Below are 19,744 nucleotides of genomic sequence, written 5' to 3'. Positions count from 1 at the left end.
TTGTCGATTCCGGTCGTTGTCGAACGAATGCAGGCGCGGGGGACGCGTCAGATGTCGAGGAAGCGGACGTCCTTGGCGTTGCGCTGGATGAAGCTGCGTCGCGACTCGACGTCCTCACCCATCAGCACGCTGAAGATCTCGTCCGCTGCGGCGGCGTCCTCGATGGTCACCTGGCGCAGCGTTCGCGTCGTGTGATCCATCGTGGTCTCCCACAGCTCCTTGGCGTTCATCTCGCCGAGACCCTTGTAGCGCTGGATGCCGGCGTCCTTCGGGATCCGCTTGCCGTTGTCGAGCCCGAACTTGAGCAGCGCATCGCGCTCGGCGTCGCTGAACACATACTCGTGCGGCTGGTTCGACCACTTGAGACGGTAGAGCGGCGGCATCGCGAGGTAGACGAAGCCTGCCTCGATCAGCCCGCGCATGTAACGGAACAGCAGAGTGAGCAGCAACGTGGTGATGTGCTGGCCGTCGACGTCGGCATCCGCCATCAGCACGATCTTGTGATACCGCGCCTTCTCGATGTCGAACTCTTCGCCGATGCCCGTGCCGAAGGCCTGGATCATCGCCTGGACCTCTTTGTTGCCGAGGGCCTTGTCGAGGCGAGCGCGCTCGACGTTGAGGATCTTGCCTCGCAGCGCCAGGATCGCCTGCGTGTGCGGGTCGCGACCCTGCACCGCCGAGCCGCCGGCCGAGTCACCCTCGACGAGGAAGATCTCGCTGATCGAGGGGTCCTTGCTGGTGCAGTCCTTGAGCTTGTCGGGCATCGCCGCCGATTCGAAGACGCTCTTGCGACGAGCGGTCTCACGGGCCTTGCGAGCTGCGAGACGCGCGGTGGCCGCGTCGATCGCCTTGCGGATCACGTTCTTGGCCTGGTTCGGGTTTCGACCGAACCAGTCGCCGAGCTGATCGCCGACGACCTTCTGCACGAAGGCCTTCGCCTCGGTGTTGCCCAGCTTGGTCTTGGTCTGACCCTCGAACTGGGGCTCACCGAGCTTGATCGAGATGACCGCGGTGAGTCCTTCACGGACGTCGTCGCCCGACAGGTTGTCGTCCTTCTCCTTGAGAAGGTTGTTCGCCCTGGCGTACTTGTTCACCAGCGTCGTCAGCGCCGCACGGAAGCCCTCCTCGTGCGTGCCACCCTCGTGCGTGTTGATCGTGTTCGCATAGGTGAAGACGTTCTCGGTGTACGAGGTCGTCCACTGCATCGCGACCTCGAGCGAGATCTTGCGCTCTGTGTCCTCCGACTCGAACGCGATGATCTCGTCGTTGACGACCTCGGCGTGACGCACCTTGTTGAGGTACTCGACGTAGTCGACGAGGCCGCGCTCGTAGAAGAACACGTCGTTCGGCTGAGTGAGAGTCGCCTGACCGTCGACCTCGACCTCGTAGGCCGAGGCAGGACGCTCGTCGGACAGCTCGATGCGGAGTCCCTTGTTGAGGAACGCCATCTGCTGGAAGCGCGTGCGCAGAGTGTCGTAGTCGAAGTCCGTCGTCTCGGCGAAGATCTCGGCGTCCGGCCAGAACGTGATGCTGGTTCCGGTCTCGTCGGAGGCCTCGCCCTTCTCGAGCTTCTGCTGCGGGACTCCACCGTTGGCGAAGCTGTGCCGCCAGACGAAGCCCTTCTGCTTCACCTCGACGTCGAACCGGGTCGACAGGGCGTTCACCACGGAGGAGCCGACGCCGTGCAGTCCACCCGAGACGGCGTACGCACCGCCGCCGAACTTTCCACCGGCGTGCAGGATCGTCAGCACGACCTCGACGGTCGACTTCGTGGGGTCGGAGGAGTGCGGGTCGACGGGGATGCCGCGGCCGTTGTCGATCACGCGGACGCCGCCGTCTTCGAGAAGCGTCACGAAGATCGTGTCGGCGTACCCTGCGAGGGCTTCGTCGACGGAGTTGTCGACGATCTCGTAGACGAGGTGGTGCAGACCACGCGGTCCCGTGGATCCGATGTACATACCCGGGCGCTTGCGGACGGCTTCGAGACCCTCGAGGATCTGGATGGAGTCGGCACCGTACTCACCGGGCTGCTTCACCTTGGGTGAGATCTTGTTCTCGGTGGCGGGGGTCTCCCCGGTGGTGGATTCCGTCTCGTCAGCGGGGGATTCAGGCGTCATCAGAGGGCATTCTCCACATCGATATCACGAAGTCCCAGTCTAGCGGCTTTTCGTGTCGAGATGCGGCTGAGCGGCCACCTGTGGCCCTCTGAGCGTGTCGGACCCCATCCGTGGTGTCCTACCCGTAGGTGTCTCGCGGGCCCCGCCCTGGAACGACTCTGGGACCCCATTTCCACGAGGGTACGTCCGGTCCGATGAAGCGCAGATTCTCGACACCGGCATCCGGATACCGTCGGCCGATCTCGGTGAGGATCGTCCCGCGCATGTACTGGAGGTTCTTCGCCCAGGCCGTCGAATCGCACTTCACGGTGAGCACACCGCGTTCGAGCGAGACGGGCTCAGAGTGCTTCGCGGTGTCGCTGCCGGCCAGATCGGCCCACTGACGCACCAGGTCCTCGCGAGCCAGCGTCTTCTGCCACCCCGAATCCCGACTGAGCTTGTCGAGCACTGCGCCGAGCGCTCCCGGGTCGCGCCCCGGGGTGAACGGAGCGTTGTCGTCATCGGTGACGATGCGGCGCTTGCGCTTCCACGACTTCGAACTCGGCGCGAGGCCACGCAGACGCAGGTAGGTGGCGACGGTCTCGGGGGTCTCGGGTGCCGGAACGGCTGCGACGTCAGTCATCGGTCACCTCTCTCTCGTCACTGATGGTTCCCGCCGAGATCCGCACCACGTGCGCATGCAGGACCTCGGGGATATCCTCCTCCACCGCCGCGGTCACCACCACCTGCTCGTATCCGGCGGTCAGCGCCGCGAGGCGCTGCCGGCGGTCGGCATCGAGCTCGGCGAACACGTCGTCGAGGATCAGCACCGGGTCGCCGGCGGGGGATTCGCTGCGCAGCAGCTCCGCGGATGCGAGGCGGAGAGCGAGCGCCACCGACCAGGATTCGCCATGGGACGCATAGCCTTTGACCGGAAGACCGCGGACGCGCAGCACCAGATCGTCGCGATGAGGTCCGGTGAGCGTGAGGCCGCGGTCGAGTTCGTTGGACCTCTTCGCGAGAAGCGCTGCGTGGAACATCTCGGCGATGTCGCCGGAGGTCTCGGCAGGAGCATCCACCCCCTCTTCGGGGTCTGCGCCTCGCACCGAGAGCGCCCAGTCGAGCTGTGGACGGTGATCCTCACCGGCGATCGCGGCATACGCCTCGGCCACCGGCTGCTGCAGATCGGTCGCGAGCCGCTGGCGGGCGGTGATGATCTCGGCCCCGAGCGACACGAGCTTGTCGTCCCACACGTCGAGCGTGCTGAGACCCTCGCCCTTGATGCCGCGAGCACGCGCCGATTTGAGCAGGGCGTTGCGCTGCTTGAGCACGCGGTCGTAGTCGGCGAGCACCGACGACATCCGCGGCGTGCGCTGGATGAGCAGCTGGTCGACGAAGCGGCGTCGCGCCGAGGGGTCGCCCCGCACGATCTGAAGGTCTTCGGGAGCGAACAGGACGACGTGCGCGTAGCGGGGGAGTTCGTTGGTCTTCGACGGCGAGCCGTTGATGCGGGCCTTGTTCGACCCCTGCTTGTTGACCTGCACCTCGACGAGCACTCGACGCTCGCCGTGCGACAGACGCGCACGGATGATCGCGAAATCCTGACCTTCGCGGACCATGGGCGCATCGGATGAGACGCGGTGCGAACCCAGGGTCGCGAGGAAGACGACAGCCTCGGCGAGATTCGTCTTCCCCTGGCCGTTTCGACCGACGAGCACGTTGGGGCCCTTGTGCAGGGCGAGATCAGCGGTCGCGTAATTGCGGAAATCGACCAGGCTCAGGTGTTCCACAATCACGCTGTCAGCCTACCTTCGGCGTCTGACATCGGACTCTCGGTAGGGCACTCATGCCCTGGCGATACCGTGAAGTCGCGTAGCGGAATCAGCGCAGCAGGAGGTTGGGCTGCAGCAGGTACTTGAACGAATCGAGTCCGGCCTGATCGACCGACGTCTGACTCGTGATCAGCACGGGGCTGAGCTTGTTCGCGTTGTCGCTCGACGTGAACGTGACGCGGACGAACTCGCTCTTCACGGCGCCCAATGCCTCGATGAGGTACTGGGGGTTGAGGCCGAGAGTGACCTCGTCGCCGCCCGAGAGGATCGCATCGACGGACTCGGATGCCCGCGCGTGCTCGCTGCCCGACGCATCCATCGTGACGCCGTCGCTCGCGAACGTGAAACGCAGCGGAGCGGCACGGTCGAGCACGAGCGACACTCGGCGCACGGCCTCGACGAGGTCGGCGGTGTTGACGACCGCGTAGTGCTCGGTCTGCTCGGGGAACAGACGGCGCACGGGCGGGAAGTTCCCCTTGATCAGCAGCGAGGTCACGGTCTTGTTGCCCGCCGTGAACGCGATGATCTCGCGGTCGCCGGCTCCGGAGAAGGCGATCTGGATCGTGCCGGCGTGACCGAACGTCTTTCCGACCTCGAGGAGCGTTCGTGCGGGGACGAGTGCGGTGGCCTCGACGGCCTCCCCGTCCCAGGGCACATCGCGAAGCGACACGCGGTAACGGTCGGTGGCGACCAGGCTCAGCGTGTGACCGGAGACCTCGAGCTGCACACCGGTGAGCACCGGAGTGACATCGTCGCGGGATGCCGCGAAGCCGACCTGCGCGATCGCGGTACCGAAGTCATCGGCGGGAACGACGCCGGAGGAGCCGGAGACCTCGGGGATCGAGGGATATTCCTCGACCGGCATGGCGGCAAGTGTGAATCGAGCGGATCCGCAGCTGACGGTGATGCTGCCGTCGTCTTCGACGGCGATCTCGATCGGAGCGTTCGGGAGTCGGCTCGCGATGTCGGAGAGCAGGCGGCCGTGGACCAGGATCGTGCCCGGTGTCTCGACAGTGGCTTCGATGGTCGTCCGTGCCGAGGCTTCGTAGTCGAAGGCCGAGAGCGTGAGGCCGGAGCCGTCTGCTTCGATCAGGACTCCGGCGAGGATCGGCTGAGGATTGCGCTGCGGAAGCAGCTTGACGACGAACGAGACAGCCTCGCTGAAGACATCGCGGTTGACCTGAAACCTCACGGGTGCTCCCTTGTCGTCGTTCTGAGACGTGTCGTCATCGGTCCTGCCTGTGCAGGGCTTCCCATGCTAGCCCCACAGTCGGTCGGATCCCTACGGCCGGGTCGAACCTCGGGCCTGTCGGAGTTTCCCCACCGTCTGGTGATCGGATCGCCCCTGAATTGAATTAACTCCTTAACGGTGTTAACACCTGTGGATACTGTGGATAACTCGGTGGAAAGCAGACGCGAGTAGGGAACTACACGCTTGTCACTTGTGGAATCCCTGAGGAATCCGCGGGTGGAGGGGGTCTGCCGGTCGGAGTACTCTCCCGTAGTTATCCACAGGTTGGCCCGTTTCCCCCACATTCGTCCCGACCTGATCGCGATCCATCCACAAGTTATCCACATGTGCAAACTGGCATCCATCCGGACTCGCGCATGCCGCTCAGACGCACGAGAAGGGGGTCGCAGCGTCCTGGCGGACCCTGCGACCCCCTTTTCTCGAGGCAGCGTGCGCTCAGCGTCGACCGAGCTGCGTGGTGATCTCGGTCACCTGGTTGTAGATCGAACGGCGCTCCTTCATGAGCTCGCTGATCTTCTTGTAGGCGTACATGACGGTCGTGTGATCGCGGTTTCCGAACAGCTGACCGATCTTCGGCAGCGAGAGGCTCGTGCGCTCACGGCACAGGTACATCGCGATCTGGCGAGAGGTGGCGATCTGCTGCGATCGACTCGATCCGTACAGATCGTCGACCGTGAGCTTGAAGTACTGAGCGGTCGCCGTGATGATGTCGGTCGGCGAGATGATGTTGTCTTCCGCCGTGTCGATGATGTCGCGCAGCACGGTCTGGGCGAGGGAGATGTCGAGCGCGGAGCGGTTCAGGCTCGCGAACGCCGAGACGCGGATGAGGGCGCCCTCGAGTTCTCGGATGTTCGACGAGACCACGGTCGCGATGTACTCGAGTACTTCGTCGGGAATATGGAGCGCCTCGCTCTGCGCCTTCTTGCGGAGGATCGCGATACGCGTCTCGAGGTCGGGCGCCTGGACGTCGGTGATCAGGCCCCACTCGAAGCGGCTCCGCATACGGTCCTCGAAGCCGGTCAGATGCTTCGGTGCCACATCGCTGGTGATCACGACCTGCTTGTTGTGATCGTGGAGCGTGTTGAAGGTGTGGAAGAACGCCTCCTGGGTCTCCGCACGACCCTGCAGGAACTGGATGTCGTCGATGAGGAGGATGTCGACGTCGCGGTAACGAGCCTGGAAGGCGGCACCGCGGTTGTTGGCGATCGAGTTGATGAAGTCGTTCGTGAACTCCTCGCTCGACACGTACCTCACCTTCACCCCCGCGTAGAGAGACTGCGCGTAGTCGCCGATCGCGTGGAGGAGGTGGGTCTTACCCAGACCCGAATCTCCGTAGATGAAGAGCGGGTTATAGGCCTTGGCCGGCGCCTCGGCGACGGCGACGGCTGCGGCGTGCGCGAAGCGGTTGGACTGACCGATGACGAAGTTGTCGAAGGTGTACTTCGGATTGAGTCGCGATTCGTGGCGCAGCTGCGTGGGCTGCTCCATCGGGGACTCGACACGGATCTGCTCCTGGCGTCCGTAGTCGGCGACGGCGATCGGGGCGGTGGGCTGCTCGGCGAGCTCGTGATTCACGACCACGCGGTACGAGGTGACCTCCTGACCGATGTGCGAGAGCGCCTCCATGATCGGCAGCCGCAGACGCTTGTTGATCTGCGCGGCCGTCAGGTCGTTGGGGACCTCGAGGTACAGCGTCGCAGCCATGACTCCGGCGGGAACGGCGAGACTCAGGAATCCCTGCAGCTGCGGAGTCACCCGGTCGTCTGCCTCGAGCAGATCCTGCACCGTGGTCCAGATCGGAACGTCGGGCTGGGCAGGTGATGACATGACGCTCCGTGCTGGGGGATGCGGAGGGGCGTCGAGAAAAGGCGGCCCCCCTGTGGATAACTTCGGATGCCACGGTAGTCACCGTGGCTGGGAACGGCAACCTGCCTCCGGGATTCCGCGCGCGTGTTGCGCATACGTGCACGGCGGAGGTTGTGGATAATAGCTGTGCGGATCGTGCCGGAGGTCGAGGTCGAAGCGCGCAGATTTGCTCTGCGCGCCGTCAGGACGTACCCTTAATCGGTTGACTTATGCCTGAATGGCAGATCCCTATGTCTCCGGTCAAATCGATCCCGGTGGCAGCATTCCCGGAGTGATTTCATGAGCAAGCGCACCTTCCAGCCCAACAACCGTCGTCGCGCCAAGAAGCACGGCTTCCGCCTTCGCATGCGCACCCGCGCCGGCCGTGCCATCCTTTCGGCTCGTCGCGCGAAGGGCCGCACCGAGCTCTCCGCGTAAATCGCTGTGCTCGCCCGCCCGTTTCGTGTGACCCGCGGGAGCGACTATCGACTGGTCGTTCGACGCGGATCCCGTTGTGGCGGAGCCAAGGTCGTCACCTCCATGCTGACGACCGGCGAGAGCAGAGCCGCGAGGTTCGGATTCATCATCAGCAAGCAGGTGGGTACCGCTGTGGTGCGCAACACCGTCCGTCGGCGACTCAAAGCCGTCTGTGCGGAGGCGCTCCCGCGGGTTCCCGAGGGCACGGATGTCGTCATCCGTGCCCTTCCTGCGTCCGCCGACGCCAGCTACGCCGAGCTGAGCGCGGACGTGAACCGCTGCCTCGACCGACTCGCGCGGGCCCGGTCATGACCGCTCTTCCCGCCTCGTCGATCGGCACGGCACACGCGCGTTCAGGGGATCTGCTGCGCAGCATCCCGCTGCTTCCGCGAAACCTGGTGCTCGGCTTCCTCACGGGTTACCGCAAGGTGATCTCTCCGATGTACGGAGATGTCTGTGCCTACTACCCATCCTGTTCGGCTTACGCTGTAGGTGCGGTGCAACAGCACGGCGCCGTGCGGGGAACGATGCTCTCGGCATGGCGCATCCTCCGTTGCAATCCCTGGAGCCACGGCGGCGTCGATGACGTCCGTCCGCACGAACACTTCCGCTATGACCTGACCGCTCACGGTTTCGTCGTCCCTTCCCGAAAGGACTGATCGGTGGGTCTTGACCTTCTGCTCGCCAGCACCACCCCCTCGCCGGCGCCTGCGTCCGGCGGCTTCGACCTGATCGGAACCATCCTCTGGCCGCTCAAGTGGCTGGTCGAGATGGTGCTCGTCGCCTGGCACTGGCTGCTGACCGCGGTCGGCCTGCCTGCGGCGTCCGGCCTGACCTGGGTGCTGTCGATCGTCGGCCTGGTCATCGTCGTGCGCGCCGCTCTGATCCCGCTCTTCGTGAAGCAGATCAAGAGCCAGCGAAAGATGATGGAAATCGCTCCTGAGCTGCGAAAGGTTCAGGAGAAGTACCGGGGCAAGAAGGATCAGCTCTCTCGTGAGGCGATGAGCCGCGAGACGATGGGCCTATACAAGAAGCACGGCACGACGCCGATGTCGAGCTGCCTGCCTCTGCTCGTGCAGATGCCCATCTTCTTCTCGCTGTTCAGTGTTCTCAGCGACGTCTCGAAGCATCACAATCTCGGCGTCGGTGGCGTCGGTCTGCTGAACGCCGAGCTCACGGAGCAGTTCTACAACGCGGAGCTCTTCGGTGTCGCGTCTCTGCACGAGACGCTCGGCAACGCGGTGGATGCCGGAAACACCACGGCGATCGTCATCCTGGTCACGCTCGTCGTGCTCATGATCGCGTCGCAGTTCTTCACTCAGCTGCAGATCATCTCGAAGAACCTGTCGCCCGAGGCCAAGACCGGCCAGGCGTACCAGATGCAGAAGATCATGCTCTACATCCTCCCGCTGGGCTTCATCTTCTCGGGCATCTTCTTCCCGCTCGGCGTCGTCGTGTACTGGTTCATCTCCAACCTCTGGACCATGGGACAGCAGTTCCTCGTCATCCGCGAGATGCCGACACCCGGGTCGGAAGCAGCCAAGGCACGCGAGGAGCGCCTCGCTCGCAAGGGCAAGGCGATCGACTCGTCGGGCAAGGTCGTTCCGATGGCTGCCTACGAGGCAGAGCAGCAGCGGATGCTCGAAGAGGCGGAGCGTGCGAAGGCACAGACTCCCAAGCGTCAGCAGCCCGTGGGCAAGAAGCGTTCGAAGAAGAAGGGGAGCGGTTCGTGACCGACAACGTGACTGAGACCGTGGAGCCCACGGTCGCCGAGCTGGAGAACGAGGGCGACGTCGCAGCCGACTACCTCGAAGAGCTTCTCGACATCGCCGACATCGACGGCGATCTCAACCTCGACGTGCGCCAGGGGCGTGCCTATGTCTCGGTGGAGGCGGAGGGCGACGGACTCGCTCTGCTCTCGGCACCCGACACGGTGCAGGCTCTTCAGGAGCTCACGCGACTCGCTGTGCAGAGCAAGACCGGTTCGTTCTCGCGCCTGATCCTCGACATCGGTGGATCCCGCGACATCCGTCGTCGTCAGCTCGAGACGCTGGTCAACGCGGCGGCTGCGAAGCTCGATGAGGGTGCCAGCCAGGCGTCGCTGCCCGCCATGTCGAGCTACGAGCGCAAACTGGTGCACGATATTGCCGCTGACCAGGGACTTGTCTCTGAGTCGTACGGTGAGGGTGCAGACCGGCACACGGTCCTCCGTCGTCGTTGATGCTTCAGGTGGAGCGTCGGATCGGCGTGAGTTCGTGAGTGCTCTGGAGGTCGAGCCCGCAGTTGCGGTGGACCTGTTCGGTGATCGCATCGACCTCGCGCGGCAGTTCACCGCCGCTCTCGCTGACCAGGGGGAGGAGCGGGGGCTCATCGGTCCTCTGGAGCTTCCCCGTCTGTGGACGCGTCACATCTTGAACAGCGTGATCGCTGCTCCGCTGTTCCACGGTTCCGTCGCCGACATCGGGTCCGGAGCAGGGCTGCCTGGAATCGTCCTGGCGATCGCGCGCCCCGATGTGCACTGGACTCTCATCGAACCGATGGAACGTCGCGTGACCTGGTTGACCGAGCAGGTCGAAGAGCTCGGTCTGGACAACGTCGAGGTGCTGCGTGCCCGCGCAGAGGACGTTCGACGTCCGGTGGGATTCGACGTCGTCACCGCGCGTGCCGTGAGTGCGCTCAAGACGCTCATCCCGTTGACGGCACCGCTGGTCCGTGACGGCGGAGAGCTGACGGTTCTCAAGGGAATGAACGCCGCGAACGAGATCGACGCCGCACAGAAGCAGATCAAGAAGTTCCGGTTGTCGGATGTGCGGGTAGAGGTACTCGGAGAGGGCGTTCTTCCTGAGATCACCCGCGTCGTCCGGGCCGTCGTCCGCTGAGACTCTCTTCCTTCACGAGTGACCGGTCGCGTCTCGTGCGTGTGGATCAGCTGATACGGCGTTGCCGGTGCTCTCGTGGAGGGAATGCCTCCGTCGGTTTCGAGACCGGTCGCGTGGGCTGTCGCGTTGACTCGCGTCGGTAAGGGCAGTGCATAGGCATGGTCAGTCACCGACTTCGCTTTTCCGGTCTGTTCTGTCGGATGCGGTCGCACCGGTGTCTGTCGTGCATGTCGGCCTGATCTGCGCCCCTATCGGTGGTATCTGGGCTGAATGATCTGGGCTGCGGGTTGCGTTCAGCAGAAAGGGACCTGTCTGTTCCGGTGCCGCGTTGTTTCACGTGAAACATGGAACGAAAGCCGCGCTTCCAGTTCCCCCAGCACAGGCTTCGGGGAGGGGTCGGGCCAGAGTGTGTGGGCTGATTCCGCCGTTGGGGCCGTTGGCGGTGTGGTGGAGTAGCGGACGGCTTTAGGTCGTCGCGTCGCTGTTGTTGTGGGGTCTGGGAGTGCTGTCGACGACGGGGCGGGTGCAGCACCAGGGTTCTACCAGCCCGCGGCCAGCGGGCACTCGTCATACTGCGCTGAGTGCAGGCGTTCATGAAACGGTGAGTGCCGGACCGACGGCTCGTACTCGCGAATGCGGCATCGGTTCCCGCGTGCTGCTGCCAGAGACGGCAAAGGTCCGGGCGTTTCACGTGAAACCTGCGGTGTAGGTGACGGTGTAGGTGCAGTCAAGGCACGGACCTCTCGGATGTTGGTACGACCTGGCCACTGGGTTGCACATGAAGACAGGTGGTGTTTCACGTGAAACCAGCGGCGCACATGCCGGTCATGCGTCCACCGGTTGGTTTTTGGCACCGGCGGACGAGGGTCGGCGGACGCCATGTGTCATGTTTCACGTGAAACACGCAATCCAGCGGCGACTACGACTCATGTGCCAGGAAGTGCTGGCGAGAGATACAGGCAACCCATCAGCGACGACCTGCAGATGTTTCACGTGAAACGGTGCCTATGAACGACAAGCTTGCCTCTGCCTCTGCCTCTGCCTCTGCCTCTGTCCCTGTCCCTGCCCCTGCGTACGAGTCGTGTTCCGTGTGAATCTCGCGCTCGGGGAAAGTCCCGCGGACTGAGTGGTGCCCGCGGCGGTGCATCTACAGGCGGCGCCTTCAGTCAGACGGGGACGGCTGCGGCCTCACAAGGTGTCGCGCGGCCGGGATCGCCGACGTCAGTACAGCGCTCTGTGGTGTGCGACACGCATTCCCGCCCAGGGGTGGGCATGCTCTGGCTCTCGCTCGGATCCCCATTTCCTGTGAGAGGGGGACGGTCAGGCGCCGACACCTCGTCTGCACCGGGCGAGCTGCGCGGACACCGGATGTTGTTGTGGGTTGCGGGTTGCGGGTTGTGGGTTGTGGGGTGTGGGTTGTGGGGTGTGGGTAGGGGGTTGGAGGTTGTGGTGGAGTGGGGTCGTGGGGTCGTGGGGACGTGCGGTCCTGGGATTCGGGGCGAGGCATCACACTCTTTGGGGCTGCGTTTGTCTCGGCTTACGCGTGTTTCGGCTGGTGCGTGTTTCGGCTGGCGTGTGTCTGGTCTGGCGCGTGTCTGGTCTGGCGCGTGTCTGGACCGGCGTGCACCTCGGCCGACGCGTGTCTCGGCTTACGGGAGGGCGAATGGATGATCGCACCGCTCTTGATGTGCTGAGGAGCGAGGGGAGGGTGGCAGCGGGCGCCCGCGATTCAGTCGGCCCCTTCGCATGTTTCACGTGAAACGTCGGTGTTCTGTTCACTCAGTGTGATCGGTTTCGCAGACGCCCGGCTCAATCGCTACGCAGGGATACTCACCCGCGTGTTGCGGAATGCGGGGCGAAGGTTGGGACCTCACGACCACGGTCAGCCCCGATGTTCGCCGGCGCTGTGCGAAGAACGCGAGAGTGGCCTCTCGGTGGGAGCCGGGTGACGTATCGCTCGCATGAAGATGAAAAGGATGCAACGGGGGGACTCCAACGCGATGAGGGCCCGGCTGTCATCGAACTCACTGCCTCTGCACGGCCGGATCGCGCTCGCGTGCCCGCCGCCTCACGTGTGCGGCCTCGAGATGCCGCAATTCAGGCATGCAGGCATGACGCGCGGCACCTGAGACTGCCAGGTCGGGCTCGATCTCGCGTCAACGGCTCGCCGGGAATGGGTCCCGTGACTCGGAGTGAGCATCTGCAGCAGGTGAATACGTGGCCATGGCTGCGAGCCGACGCAGACTGACCGCGAGCGTCTCTACTCTGCGTGTTTCGGTGGCAGCAGCGCCGATGTGCCGCTCGCCGCCACTCAATCGACGGCGTCATGCCCGGCATCTACGAGCCACTCGAGACGCCCTGGCGACTTGTTTCACGTTAAACATGCTCACTGAGGGGTAAGCACGCGTGGGTGAATCGCTGATTGTGGAGCTCTTCGTCTGAGGGCTCTACGGAGCTCCACGCACCGAAGACCCTGTCCGATCCGCACTCTGAGAGAGAAGGAGAGCGGGAATCTGCGCTTCGGGTGTAAGAACGGTGTTCGAACATCAGCGGATCCGATGGCACAACGGCGCCAGCCTGCTGCATGGACGGCCACCATGACAAGATCCCGGCGCACGAGCGTCGAATGGGGCGCTGAAACGCGCCCGACCAGAAGTACCTGTCAGGACTCGTGTGGGCATGAGCGCGGCAACCCCGCTCCATCTCCAATGTTCACTTATAACGCGGTCGTGGAGCAGCTATTGTCGGTAGAGCGGGGAGTCTGTGATCTACGCTCGTTTCACGTGAAACGCAGATACCGTGGAGCCATGGTTCGGGTGCTCATCACAGGGATGTCGGGCGTGGGGAAGTCGAGCCTTCTCGAGATGCTGGGGGAGTGGGGCCAGTTCGTGATCGACACGGATTACGGAGACTGGAAGACCCCAGAGGGCATCTGGGACGCGCGGCTCATGGGCGAAGTCCTGGCGGGGAATGACAGCGTCGTCGTGTCGGGGACCGTCGAGAACCAGGGCGAGTTCTACGAGCGGTTCGATCATGTGGTGCTGCTCTCTGCACCGGAGGAAGTGATCCTCGAGCGGGTTCAGAACCGTTCGACGAATCCGTACGGATGGTCGGAAGAGGAACGCGCGGAGATCCGGGGCTATCTGCGAACGGTGGAGCCACTCTTGCGTAGTGGAGCGACGGTCGAGATCGATGCCACTCGACCCCTGATCGACATCGCGCGAGAGATCGTTCGGCTGACGAAAGACGAACGTTCCACGTGAAACATCGCTGTGCCCGGCCCGGCCCAACCGCGTCGTCACGTCGTCACACCCAGCGACCGCCGCTATCGCGGGTCCCCGAAAAGCCACAGGATCGATGGCGGCGGGTCGCCCATGCACCCGGATGGTCGACGTACGCGCCCAGCCATGGAGGCCACCCGAGCCACACCCCGAGAGCACGGGTCAGGCTCGGGTCTCCGGTGGATCGACGGCAACGCAGCGAATGAAGTGAAGCTGTCGGGACCTGCAATCCCAGTCCGCAGCAAGGAACGTCCGCCACAGCGATTAGAGTGGAACATGGCCCCGAAAGGAGTGGATGTTTCACGTGAAACAGCCCGAAAAGGCATCACCGAAGGACTCCTTCGGGATGGATACGCCGCTCGCGCGGGAACTCGCCGATCTCTCAGCTCGCCGCCGAGTGCTCGAGTCAGTCAGCATCGACTTCAGCGGAGACACTCGCATCCTGACGGTCTCCAACCAGAAGGGCGGCGTCGGCAAGACGACCAGTGCGGTCAACGTCGCTTCAGCTCTGGCTGGCCTCGGCGCAAAGGTCCTCGTGATCGACCTCGATCCGCAGGGAAACGCCTCCACGGCGCTGGGAGTCCCACACAACGCCGACACGCAGAGCATCTATGACGTCCTGATCGAGGAGCTTCCCCTCGCCGAGATCGTGCAGCAGAGCCCAGAGGATGAGAATCTCTTCTGCGCGCCGAGCACGATCCACCTCGCCGGAGCCGAGATCGAACTCGTCTCACAGGTCGCACGCGAGCACCGTCTGCGCAGTGCCCTGGGGGAGTACCTCGATGCCCACCCGATGGACTTCGTGATCATCGACTGCCCGCCGTCTTTGGGCCTCCTGACGATCAACGCGTTCACCGCGGCGAACGAGGTCTTCATCCCGATCCAGTGCGAGTACTACGCGCTCGAGGGACTGAGCCAGCTTCTCGGCAGCATCCAGATGATCCAGAAGCACCTGAATCCGGGGCTCCACCTATCCACGATCCTGCTGACCATGTTCGACGGACGCACGCGCTTGGCGCAGCAGGTCGCTGACGAGGTCCGCACCCACTTTCCCGACCAGGTGCTCGACACCGTCATTCCGCGCTCCGTGCGGGTGTCGGAGGCACCGAGTTTCGGTCAGACCGTGATCGCCTACGATGGGCAATCCGCCGGCGCTGTCGCCTATCGCGAAGCCGCCGTCGAGATCGCGTCGCGGACCGCGACGCAGAGCAAGGAGAAATGATGGCGAAGCGCACTGGACTGGGCCGGGGCATCGGTGCCCTCATCCCCACCGCTGATCAGTCAGAGCGTCCCGTGGATGTGTTCTTCCCCGGCGCGAACCTGCGCCCGGCGACGGAGCAGACCAGCGATCAGCACGCCGCCGAGGCGGACCTCGAGGTGGTGCCGGGCATCCACCTGATCCAGATCGATCCTCTGAAGATCGTTCCGAACCCTCGTCAGCCGCGCACGCACTTCAACCCCGAAGACCTCGCCGAGCTCGTGCACAGCGTCCGGGAGTTCGGCGTGCTGCAGCCCGTGGTCGTCCGCAAGAACACCGATGGTGAGTACGAGCTCATCATGGGAGAACGGCGTACGCGTGCTGCCCGTGAGGCCGGCCTGGCGGCCATCCCCGCCGTCGTCCGTGAGACCGCCGACGAGGATCTCCTGCGCGACGCGCTCCTCGAGAACCTCCATCGGTCTGAGCTGAATCCTCTGGAAGAGGCGTCCGCCTACCAGCAGCTCCTCGAGGACTTCGGCATCACGCAGGAAGAACTGGCCACCCGTATCGGCCGCTCGCGTCCGCAGATCAGCAACACGATCCGCCTTCTGAAGCTGCCGGTTCCCGTGCAGCAGCGTGTGGCCGCAGGTGTTCTGACGGCCGGCCACGCCCGCGCGATCCTCAGCCTCGAGACGCCCGAGGCCATGCAGCGTCTCGCCGACAAGGTCGTCAACGAAGACCTCTCGGTGCGGGCCACGGAGCTCGCCGCGAAGACCGAACCCGCCGCTCCCGGGCGCACCGCGAAGCCGACGCCCGGAGCCCGCCGTGCCTACCTCGACGAGGTCGCGACGAATCTCGGAGACAGACTGAACACGCGGGTCAAGGTCTCTCTCGGTGCTCGAAAAGGCCAGGTCACGATCGATTTCGCTTCCATTCAGGATCTGAATCGCATTCTCGAGGAGATCGGGCAATCCGGTTACGGCTCGGCGTGATTCCGCCTCTGAGCGACTGAGCGGTCGTAGACTCGCCAGGTCGCGACGATGAGAGGGATGCCATGTCAAAGCCGCTGAATCCAGAAGGTGTCCGACGCCGCGTCATAGCGGTCAGCATCGCCGCAGCGTTGGGCGGGTTCCTCTTCGGCTTCGACACGGCCGTGATCAACGGCGCCGTCGATGCTCTCGCAGGAAACGTCTCAGGATTCGATCTCGGGGTCGGACTCAAGGGCTTCGCCGTCTCGTCGGCTCTCATCGGCTGTGCGGTGGGCGCGTGGTTCGCAGGACCGATCGCGAACAAGCGCGGACGCATCCCCGTGATGGTCGTCGCCGCGGCCATGTTCTTCATCTCGGCGATCGGCTCCGGTCTCGCCTTCAGCGTCGTCGATCTCATCATCTGGCGGGTCATCGGCGGCCTCGGCGTGGGTGCGGCATCCGTCATCGCCCCCGCGTACATCGCGGAAGTCTCGCCGGCCGCGATCCGAGGGCGCCTGGGCTCGCTGCAGCAGCTCGCCATCGTCACGGGTATCTTCGCGGCCTTGCTGTCGGATGCTCTGCTCGCGAATCTCGCCGGTGCGGCCGATCAGCCGCTGTGGGGACTCACCGCCTGGCGCTGGATGTTCATGGTCGCCGCGATCCCCGCTCTCGTCTACGGGCTCGTGTCTCTGAGGCTTCCTGAGTCGCCGAGGTATCTCGTGAGAAAGGGCGATCTGAAACGCGCCTCAGAGGTGCTGGAGACCGTCACAGGTGCGGTCGATGTCGACGCGAAGATCAAGGAGATCACCAGCACGATCGACACGGAGCGCAAGGAGTCGCTGCGCGACCTGCGGGGGAGCCGCCTGGGCCTGAAGCCCATCGTGTGGGTCGGCATCCTGCTGTCGGTGTTCCAGCAGTTCGTCGGCATCAACGTGATCTTCTACTACTCCACGACGCTGTGGCAGTCGGTCGGATTCGACGAGTCCAGCGCATTGCTCACCTCGGTCATCACCTCGGTGACGAACATCGTCGTGACGATCGTGGCGATCCTGCTCGTCGACAAGGTGGGACGCCGCATCATGCTGCTCGTCGGCTCGGTGGGTATGACGGTGACTCTGGGCCTGATGGCCGTCGCCTTCTCGTTCGGCACGCTGAACGCCGAGGGGACGGCGACACTGCCCGACCCGTGGGCCACTGTGGCGCTCATCTGCGCGAACGGCTTCGTGGTGTTCTTCGGGGCCACCTGGGGGCCGCTCGTCTGGGTGCTTCTGGGAGAGATCTTCCCGAACTCCATCCGTGCAGGAGCCCTCGCGGTCGCTGCGGCAGCCCAGTGGGCGGCGAACTTCTTCATCTCGACGACGTTCCCGATCTTCGCCGACATCGGCCTCACGTTCGCCTACGGCTTCTACGCGTTCTTCGCTCTGCTGTCGTTCTTCTTCGTGTACTTCAAGGTTCCCGAGACCAAGGGCAAAGAGCTCGAAGAGATGACCGACGAGCTGAAGGTGGAGCGCCGGGGCACCCGCAAGGCCACGTAGGCTGGAAGCATGACCGAGCACGTTCCCCGTCGCGCCAGCCTGGAAGTGCTGCGAGCAGAGGCGTCGGACGAACTCGCGGTGCTCATTCAGGAGCGTCTTCTCAGCGGAGAGGATCCCTGGGAGTTCATGGAGGAGCTGCCGAGCGTCGACGAACTCGTGGTGTACCTGCTGCGCGCCGACAACATCAACGCGAACGACGGTGTGCGCCCGAATGAGGCACGCCACTATCGGGTGCTGCGTCAGATCGCCTTGGAGTATCCGGAGCTCACACCGGCCGTGTGGGGCCTGCTCGACGAGAAGCAGCGCCATCGCCGCTGGGACCCGACGGTCGCCGACGCGTCCTGAGGATCCTGTCGCGATGCCCAGGATGCTTCTCACCTACGACCCCGCCTGGGCGGATCAGTTTGCGAGCATCGCCTCTGATATCAGCAGTCTGACGGATGCCGACTGGGTGATCGAGCACATCGGATCGACGGCCATCCCGGGAATGCGTGCGAAGCCCGTCATCGACCTGGCGATCAGGATCCGTGATCTCGAGGAGTTCGAGACGCACCTGCCGGCGCTGGAGGCCGCAGGATGGCGACGGGGCAGCGCCGTGCGCACGCATCCCGTCCTGATTCGCGAAGCCGACGGCATCCGCAGTGCGATCGCGCACTTCTTCGTCGCGGGGGAGTGGGATGCCGCGAATCAGCGGATCCTCCGAGACTGGCTGCTCGCGCACCCGGATGACGTCGAGCGGTACTCGCATGCGAAGTGCGATGCGGTGGCGGCCGCTGCGCGAGGGCGTTCGACGTACAACGCGGCCAAGACCCCGGTGATCCAGGAGATCGTCGATCGCGCCCGAATCGCGCGCGGGCTGCCGTCTGTGCCGGTGTACGACAAGTAGGGTCGCGGGATGCAGAAAGGCCGCCACCCCGAGGGGTGACGGCCTTGAAGAAGCCTGATCAGCCGATGAAGGCTGCGAGATCCTGCTCGAGGGCCGGCTTCGGCTTGGCGCCGATGATGGTCGTCTTGACCTCACCGCCCTGGAACACCTTCATCGCAGGGATCGAGGTGATCTGGTACTTCATCGCCAGCTGCGGGTTCTCGTCCACGTTCAGCTTGAGGATGGTGATCTTGTCGGGGTTGTCCGCCTGGATCTGGTCCAGAACGGGGGCGACCATACGACACGGTCCGCACCACTCGGCCCAGAAGTCCACGAGGACGGGACCTTCGGCCTGCAGAACGTCCTGCTCCCAGGTCGCCTGGCTCGTAGCCTTTGCACTCATCAGAGTTCTCCTTGATTCGAGGTTCGCCTGCTACAACAGCGGGCGAGGTGAAACTGTTCCCGACCGCTCAGGCGGTGATGATCTCGGCGGCTTCCGCAGCCGGGAACTCGACAGACGCATCCTCGAGATCCGCGAGGAAGTGCTCGGCGTCGAGGGCCGCGACCGTGCCGGATCCGGCAGCGGTGATGGCCTGGCGGTAGGTGGGGTCGATGACGTCGCCGGCGGCGAAGACGCCGGGAACCGAGGTCTTCGACGAACGGCCGTCGACCCAGATGGTTCCCTCGGCCGTGAGCTCGAGCTTGTCGTGCACGAGGTGCGTCCGCGGGTCGTTGCCGATCGCGATGAACAGGCCGTCCAGGGCGAGGTCGCTGAGCGTGCCGTCGACCGTGTTGCGCAGCTGGACGCCCGAGACGGCGTCGCCACCGAGGATCTCGGCGACCTCGCTGTTCCACACGAACTCGATCTTCTCGTTCGCGAAGGCACGCTCCTGCATGATCTTCGAGGCACGCAGGGAGTCCTTGCGGTGGATGACGTAGACCTTCTCCGCGAAGCGGGTGAGGAACGTCGCCTCTTCCATCGCCGAGTCGCCGCCGCCGACGACCGCGATCGTCTTCTCACGGAAGAAGAAGCCGTCGCACGTGGCGCACCACGAGACGCCGTAGCCCGAGAGACGCTCTTCACCCTCGATGCCCAGCTTGCGGTAGGCAGAGCCGGTCGCGTAGATGAGCGACTGGGTCTCGTGGACGGTTCCGCTGCCGAGCGTGACCTTCTTGACGGGGCCGGCGAGGTCGAGCTCGGTGACATCGTCGTAGACGACCTCGGTGCCGAACTTCTCAGCCTGCTCCTGGAACTTCGCCATGAGCTCGGGCCCTTGGATCCCGTCGGGGAAGCCCGGGTAGTTCTCGACCTCGGTGGTGTTCATCAGCTCTCCGCCGACCTCGACCGTGCTCGCGATGAGCAGCGGCTTGAGGTTCGCGCGCGCCGCGTAGATGGCGGCGGTGAATCCGGCGGGGCCGGAACCGATGATGATGACCTGACGCATGTGCTCTCCGTCGTAGATGCTGAGACGCCGAAAGACGTTCGACTGCTTCAACCAATGGTAACCGCGCGACA

19 protein-coding genes are annotated in these 19,744 nt (G+C 64.4%); 12 read left to right on the top strand and 7 right to left on the bottom strand.

Translation table 11 applies throughout. The features are described from left to right. Positions 1 to 47 precede the first annotated feature (47 nt). From gyrB to dnaA, 5 genes are all read right to left on the bottom strand, one after another. Positions 48 to 2,117 (bottom strand): DNA topoisomerase (ATP-hydrolyzing) subunit B, encoded by a 2,070-nt coding sequence (gene gyrB / locus ACTJKH_RS09115; protein WP_440736626.1) that lies wholly within the window; start codon positions 2,115 to 2,117, stop codon positions 48 to 50. A 118-nt stretch (positions 2,118 to 2,235) separates the two neighbouring features. Further along, on the bottom strand, positions 2,236 to 2,739 hold the full coding sequence (locus tag ACTJKH_RS09110) for a DUF721 domain-containing protein (RefSeq protein ID WP_056310963.1): 504 nt from the start codon (positions 2,737 to 2,739) through the stop codon (positions 2,236 to 2,238). Continuing rightward, a complete protein-coding gene (gene recF, locus ACTJKH_RS09105; RefSeq protein ID WP_210096448.1) occupies positions 2,732 to 3,892 on the bottom strand; it encodes a DNA replication/repair protein RecF in 1,161 nt (386 codons plus the stop codon). Before recF ends, ACTJKH_RS09110 begins: the two co-directional genes overlap by 8 nt. A gap of 85 nt (positions 3,893 to 3,977) precedes the next feature. Next, the gene (dnaN, locus tag ACTJKH_RS09100) at positions 3,978 to 5,120 is read right to left on the bottom strand and encodes a DNA polymerase III subunit beta (RefSeq protein ID WP_210096446.1); all 1,143 of its coding nucleotides are present in this window, start codon (positions 5,118 to 5,120) and stop codon (positions 3,978 to 3,980) included. Between the two features lie 495 nt (positions 5,121 to 5,615). Then, a complete protein-coding gene (dnaA, locus tag ACTJKH_RS09095) occupies positions 5,616 to 6,884 on the bottom strand; it encodes a chromosomal replication initiator protein DnaA (RefSeq protein ID WP_372443573.1) in 1,269 nt (422 codons plus the stop codon). A 441-nt stretch (positions 6,885 to 7,325) separates the two neighbouring features. Here dnaA and rpmH point away from each other — a divergent pair, with 441 nt between their 5' ends. The 12 genes from rpmH (at position 7,326) to ACTJKH_RS09035 (ending at position 18,249) form a co-directional block, all read left to right on the top strand. After that, positions 7,326 to 7,463, top strand: a complete 138-nt coding sequence (rpmH, locus tag ACTJKH_RS09090; protein WP_022889115.1) for a 50S ribosomal protein L34 — start codon at positions 7,326 to 7,328, stop codon at positions 7,461 to 7,463. 6 nt (positions 7,464 to 7,469) lie between these two features. After that, positions 7,470 to 7,814: a ribonuclease P protein component gene (rnpA, locus tag ACTJKH_RS09085; RefSeq protein WP_259161257.1), complete on the top strand. Its 345-nt coding sequence runs from the start codon at positions 7,470 to 7,472 to the stop codon at positions 7,812 to 7,814. Next, complete coding sequence (yidD, locus tag ACTJKH_RS09080; RefSeq protein WP_440736625.1) at positions 7,811 to 8,161, top strand: membrane protein insertion efficiency factor YidD; 351 nt, start codon at positions 7,811 to 7,813, stop codon at positions 8,159 to 8,161. The genes rnpA and yidD overlap by 4 nt, the downstream gene beginning before the upstream one ends. Before the next feature lie 3 nt (positions 8,162 to 8,164). Next, positions 8,165 to 9,235, top strand: coding sequence for a membrane protein insertase YidC (gene yidC / locus ACTJKH_RS09075; protein ID WP_210096442.1), 1,071 nt, complete (start codon positions 8,165 to 8,167; stop codon positions 9,233 to 9,235). Further along, complete coding sequence (locus ACTJKH_RS09070; protein WP_440736624.1) at positions 9,232 to 9,723, top strand: Jag family protein; 492 nt, start codon at positions 9,232 to 9,234, stop codon at positions 9,721 to 9,723. Before yidC ends, ACTJKH_RS09070 begins: the two co-directional genes overlap by 4 nt. A gap of 34 nt (positions 9,724 to 9,757) precedes the next feature. Beyond that, the gene (gene rsmG, locus ACTJKH_RS09065; protein WP_440736623.1) at positions 9,758 to 10,381 is read left to right on the top strand and encodes a 16S rRNA (guanine(527)-N(7))-methyltransferase RsmG; all 624 of its coding nucleotides are present in this window, start codon (positions 9,758 to 9,760) and stop codon (positions 10,379 to 10,381) included. Between the two features lie 2,729 nt (positions 10,382 to 13,110). Continuing rightward, positions 13,111 to 13,644: an AAA family ATPase gene (locus ACTJKH_RS09060; protein ID WP_440736622.1), complete on the top strand. Its 534-nt coding sequence runs from the start codon at positions 13,111 to 13,113 to the stop codon at positions 13,642 to 13,644. A 313-nt stretch (positions 13,645 to 13,957) separates the two neighbouring features. Next, positions 13,958 to 14,884, top strand: coding sequence for a ParA family protein (locus ACTJKH_RS09055; protein ID WP_210096438.1), 927 nt, complete (start codon positions 13,958 to 13,960; stop codon positions 14,882 to 14,884). Further along, entirely contained in the window at positions 14,884 to 15,852 is a 969-nt protein-coding gene (locus ACTJKH_RS09050; RefSeq protein WP_440736621.1) for a ParB/RepB/Spo0J family partition protein, read from the top strand. The genes ACTJKH_RS09055 and ACTJKH_RS09050 overlap by 1 nt, the downstream gene beginning before the upstream one ends. Positions 15,853 to 15,914: 62 nt before the next feature. Then, positions 15,915 to 17,363, top strand: coding sequence for a sugar porter family MFS transporter (locus ACTJKH_RS09045; protein WP_440736620.1), 1,449 nt, complete (start codon positions 15,915 to 15,917; stop codon positions 17,361 to 17,363). Between the two features lie 9 nt (positions 17,364 to 17,372). Further along, complete coding sequence (locus tag ACTJKH_RS09040; protein WP_210096435.1) at positions 17,373 to 17,708, top strand: tryptophan synthase subunit alpha; 336 nt, start codon at positions 17,373 to 17,375, stop codon at positions 17,706 to 17,708. Between the two features lie 13 nt (positions 17,709 to 17,721). After that, positions 17,722 to 18,249, top strand: coding sequence for a GrpB family protein (locus ACTJKH_RS09035; RefSeq protein WP_440736619.1), 528 nt, complete (start codon positions 17,722 to 17,724; stop codon positions 18,247 to 18,249). Between the two features lie 58 nt (positions 18,250 to 18,307). On the opposite strand, the gene trxA is transcribed toward ACTJKH_RS09035, so the two are convergent. Together trxA and trxB are read right to left on the bottom strand one after the other, a co-directional pair. Continuing rightward, entirely contained in the window at positions 18,308 to 18,631 is a 324-nt protein-coding gene (gene trxA / locus ACTJKH_RS09030) for a thioredoxin (protein ID WP_042541543.1), read from the bottom strand. A gap of 67 nt (positions 18,632 to 18,698) precedes the next feature. Then, positions 18,699 to 19,673, bottom strand: a complete 975-nt coding sequence (trxB, locus tag ACTJKH_RS09025) for a thioredoxin-disulfide reductase (RefSeq protein WP_259161270.1) — start codon at positions 19,671 to 19,673, stop codon at positions 18,699 to 18,701. Between the last annotated feature and the right edge of the window lie 71 nt (positions 19,674 to 19,744).

The sequence above is a fragment of the Microbacterium sp. 22215 genome, from assembly GCF_052045655.1.
Lineage (GTDB): Bacteria > Actinomycetota > Actinomycetes > Actinomycetales > Microbacteriaceae > Microbacterium > Microbacterium phyllosphaerae.
Note: the sequence above shows the minus strand (reverse complement) of the source record. Positions and strands in the feature narration are given on the sequence as shown.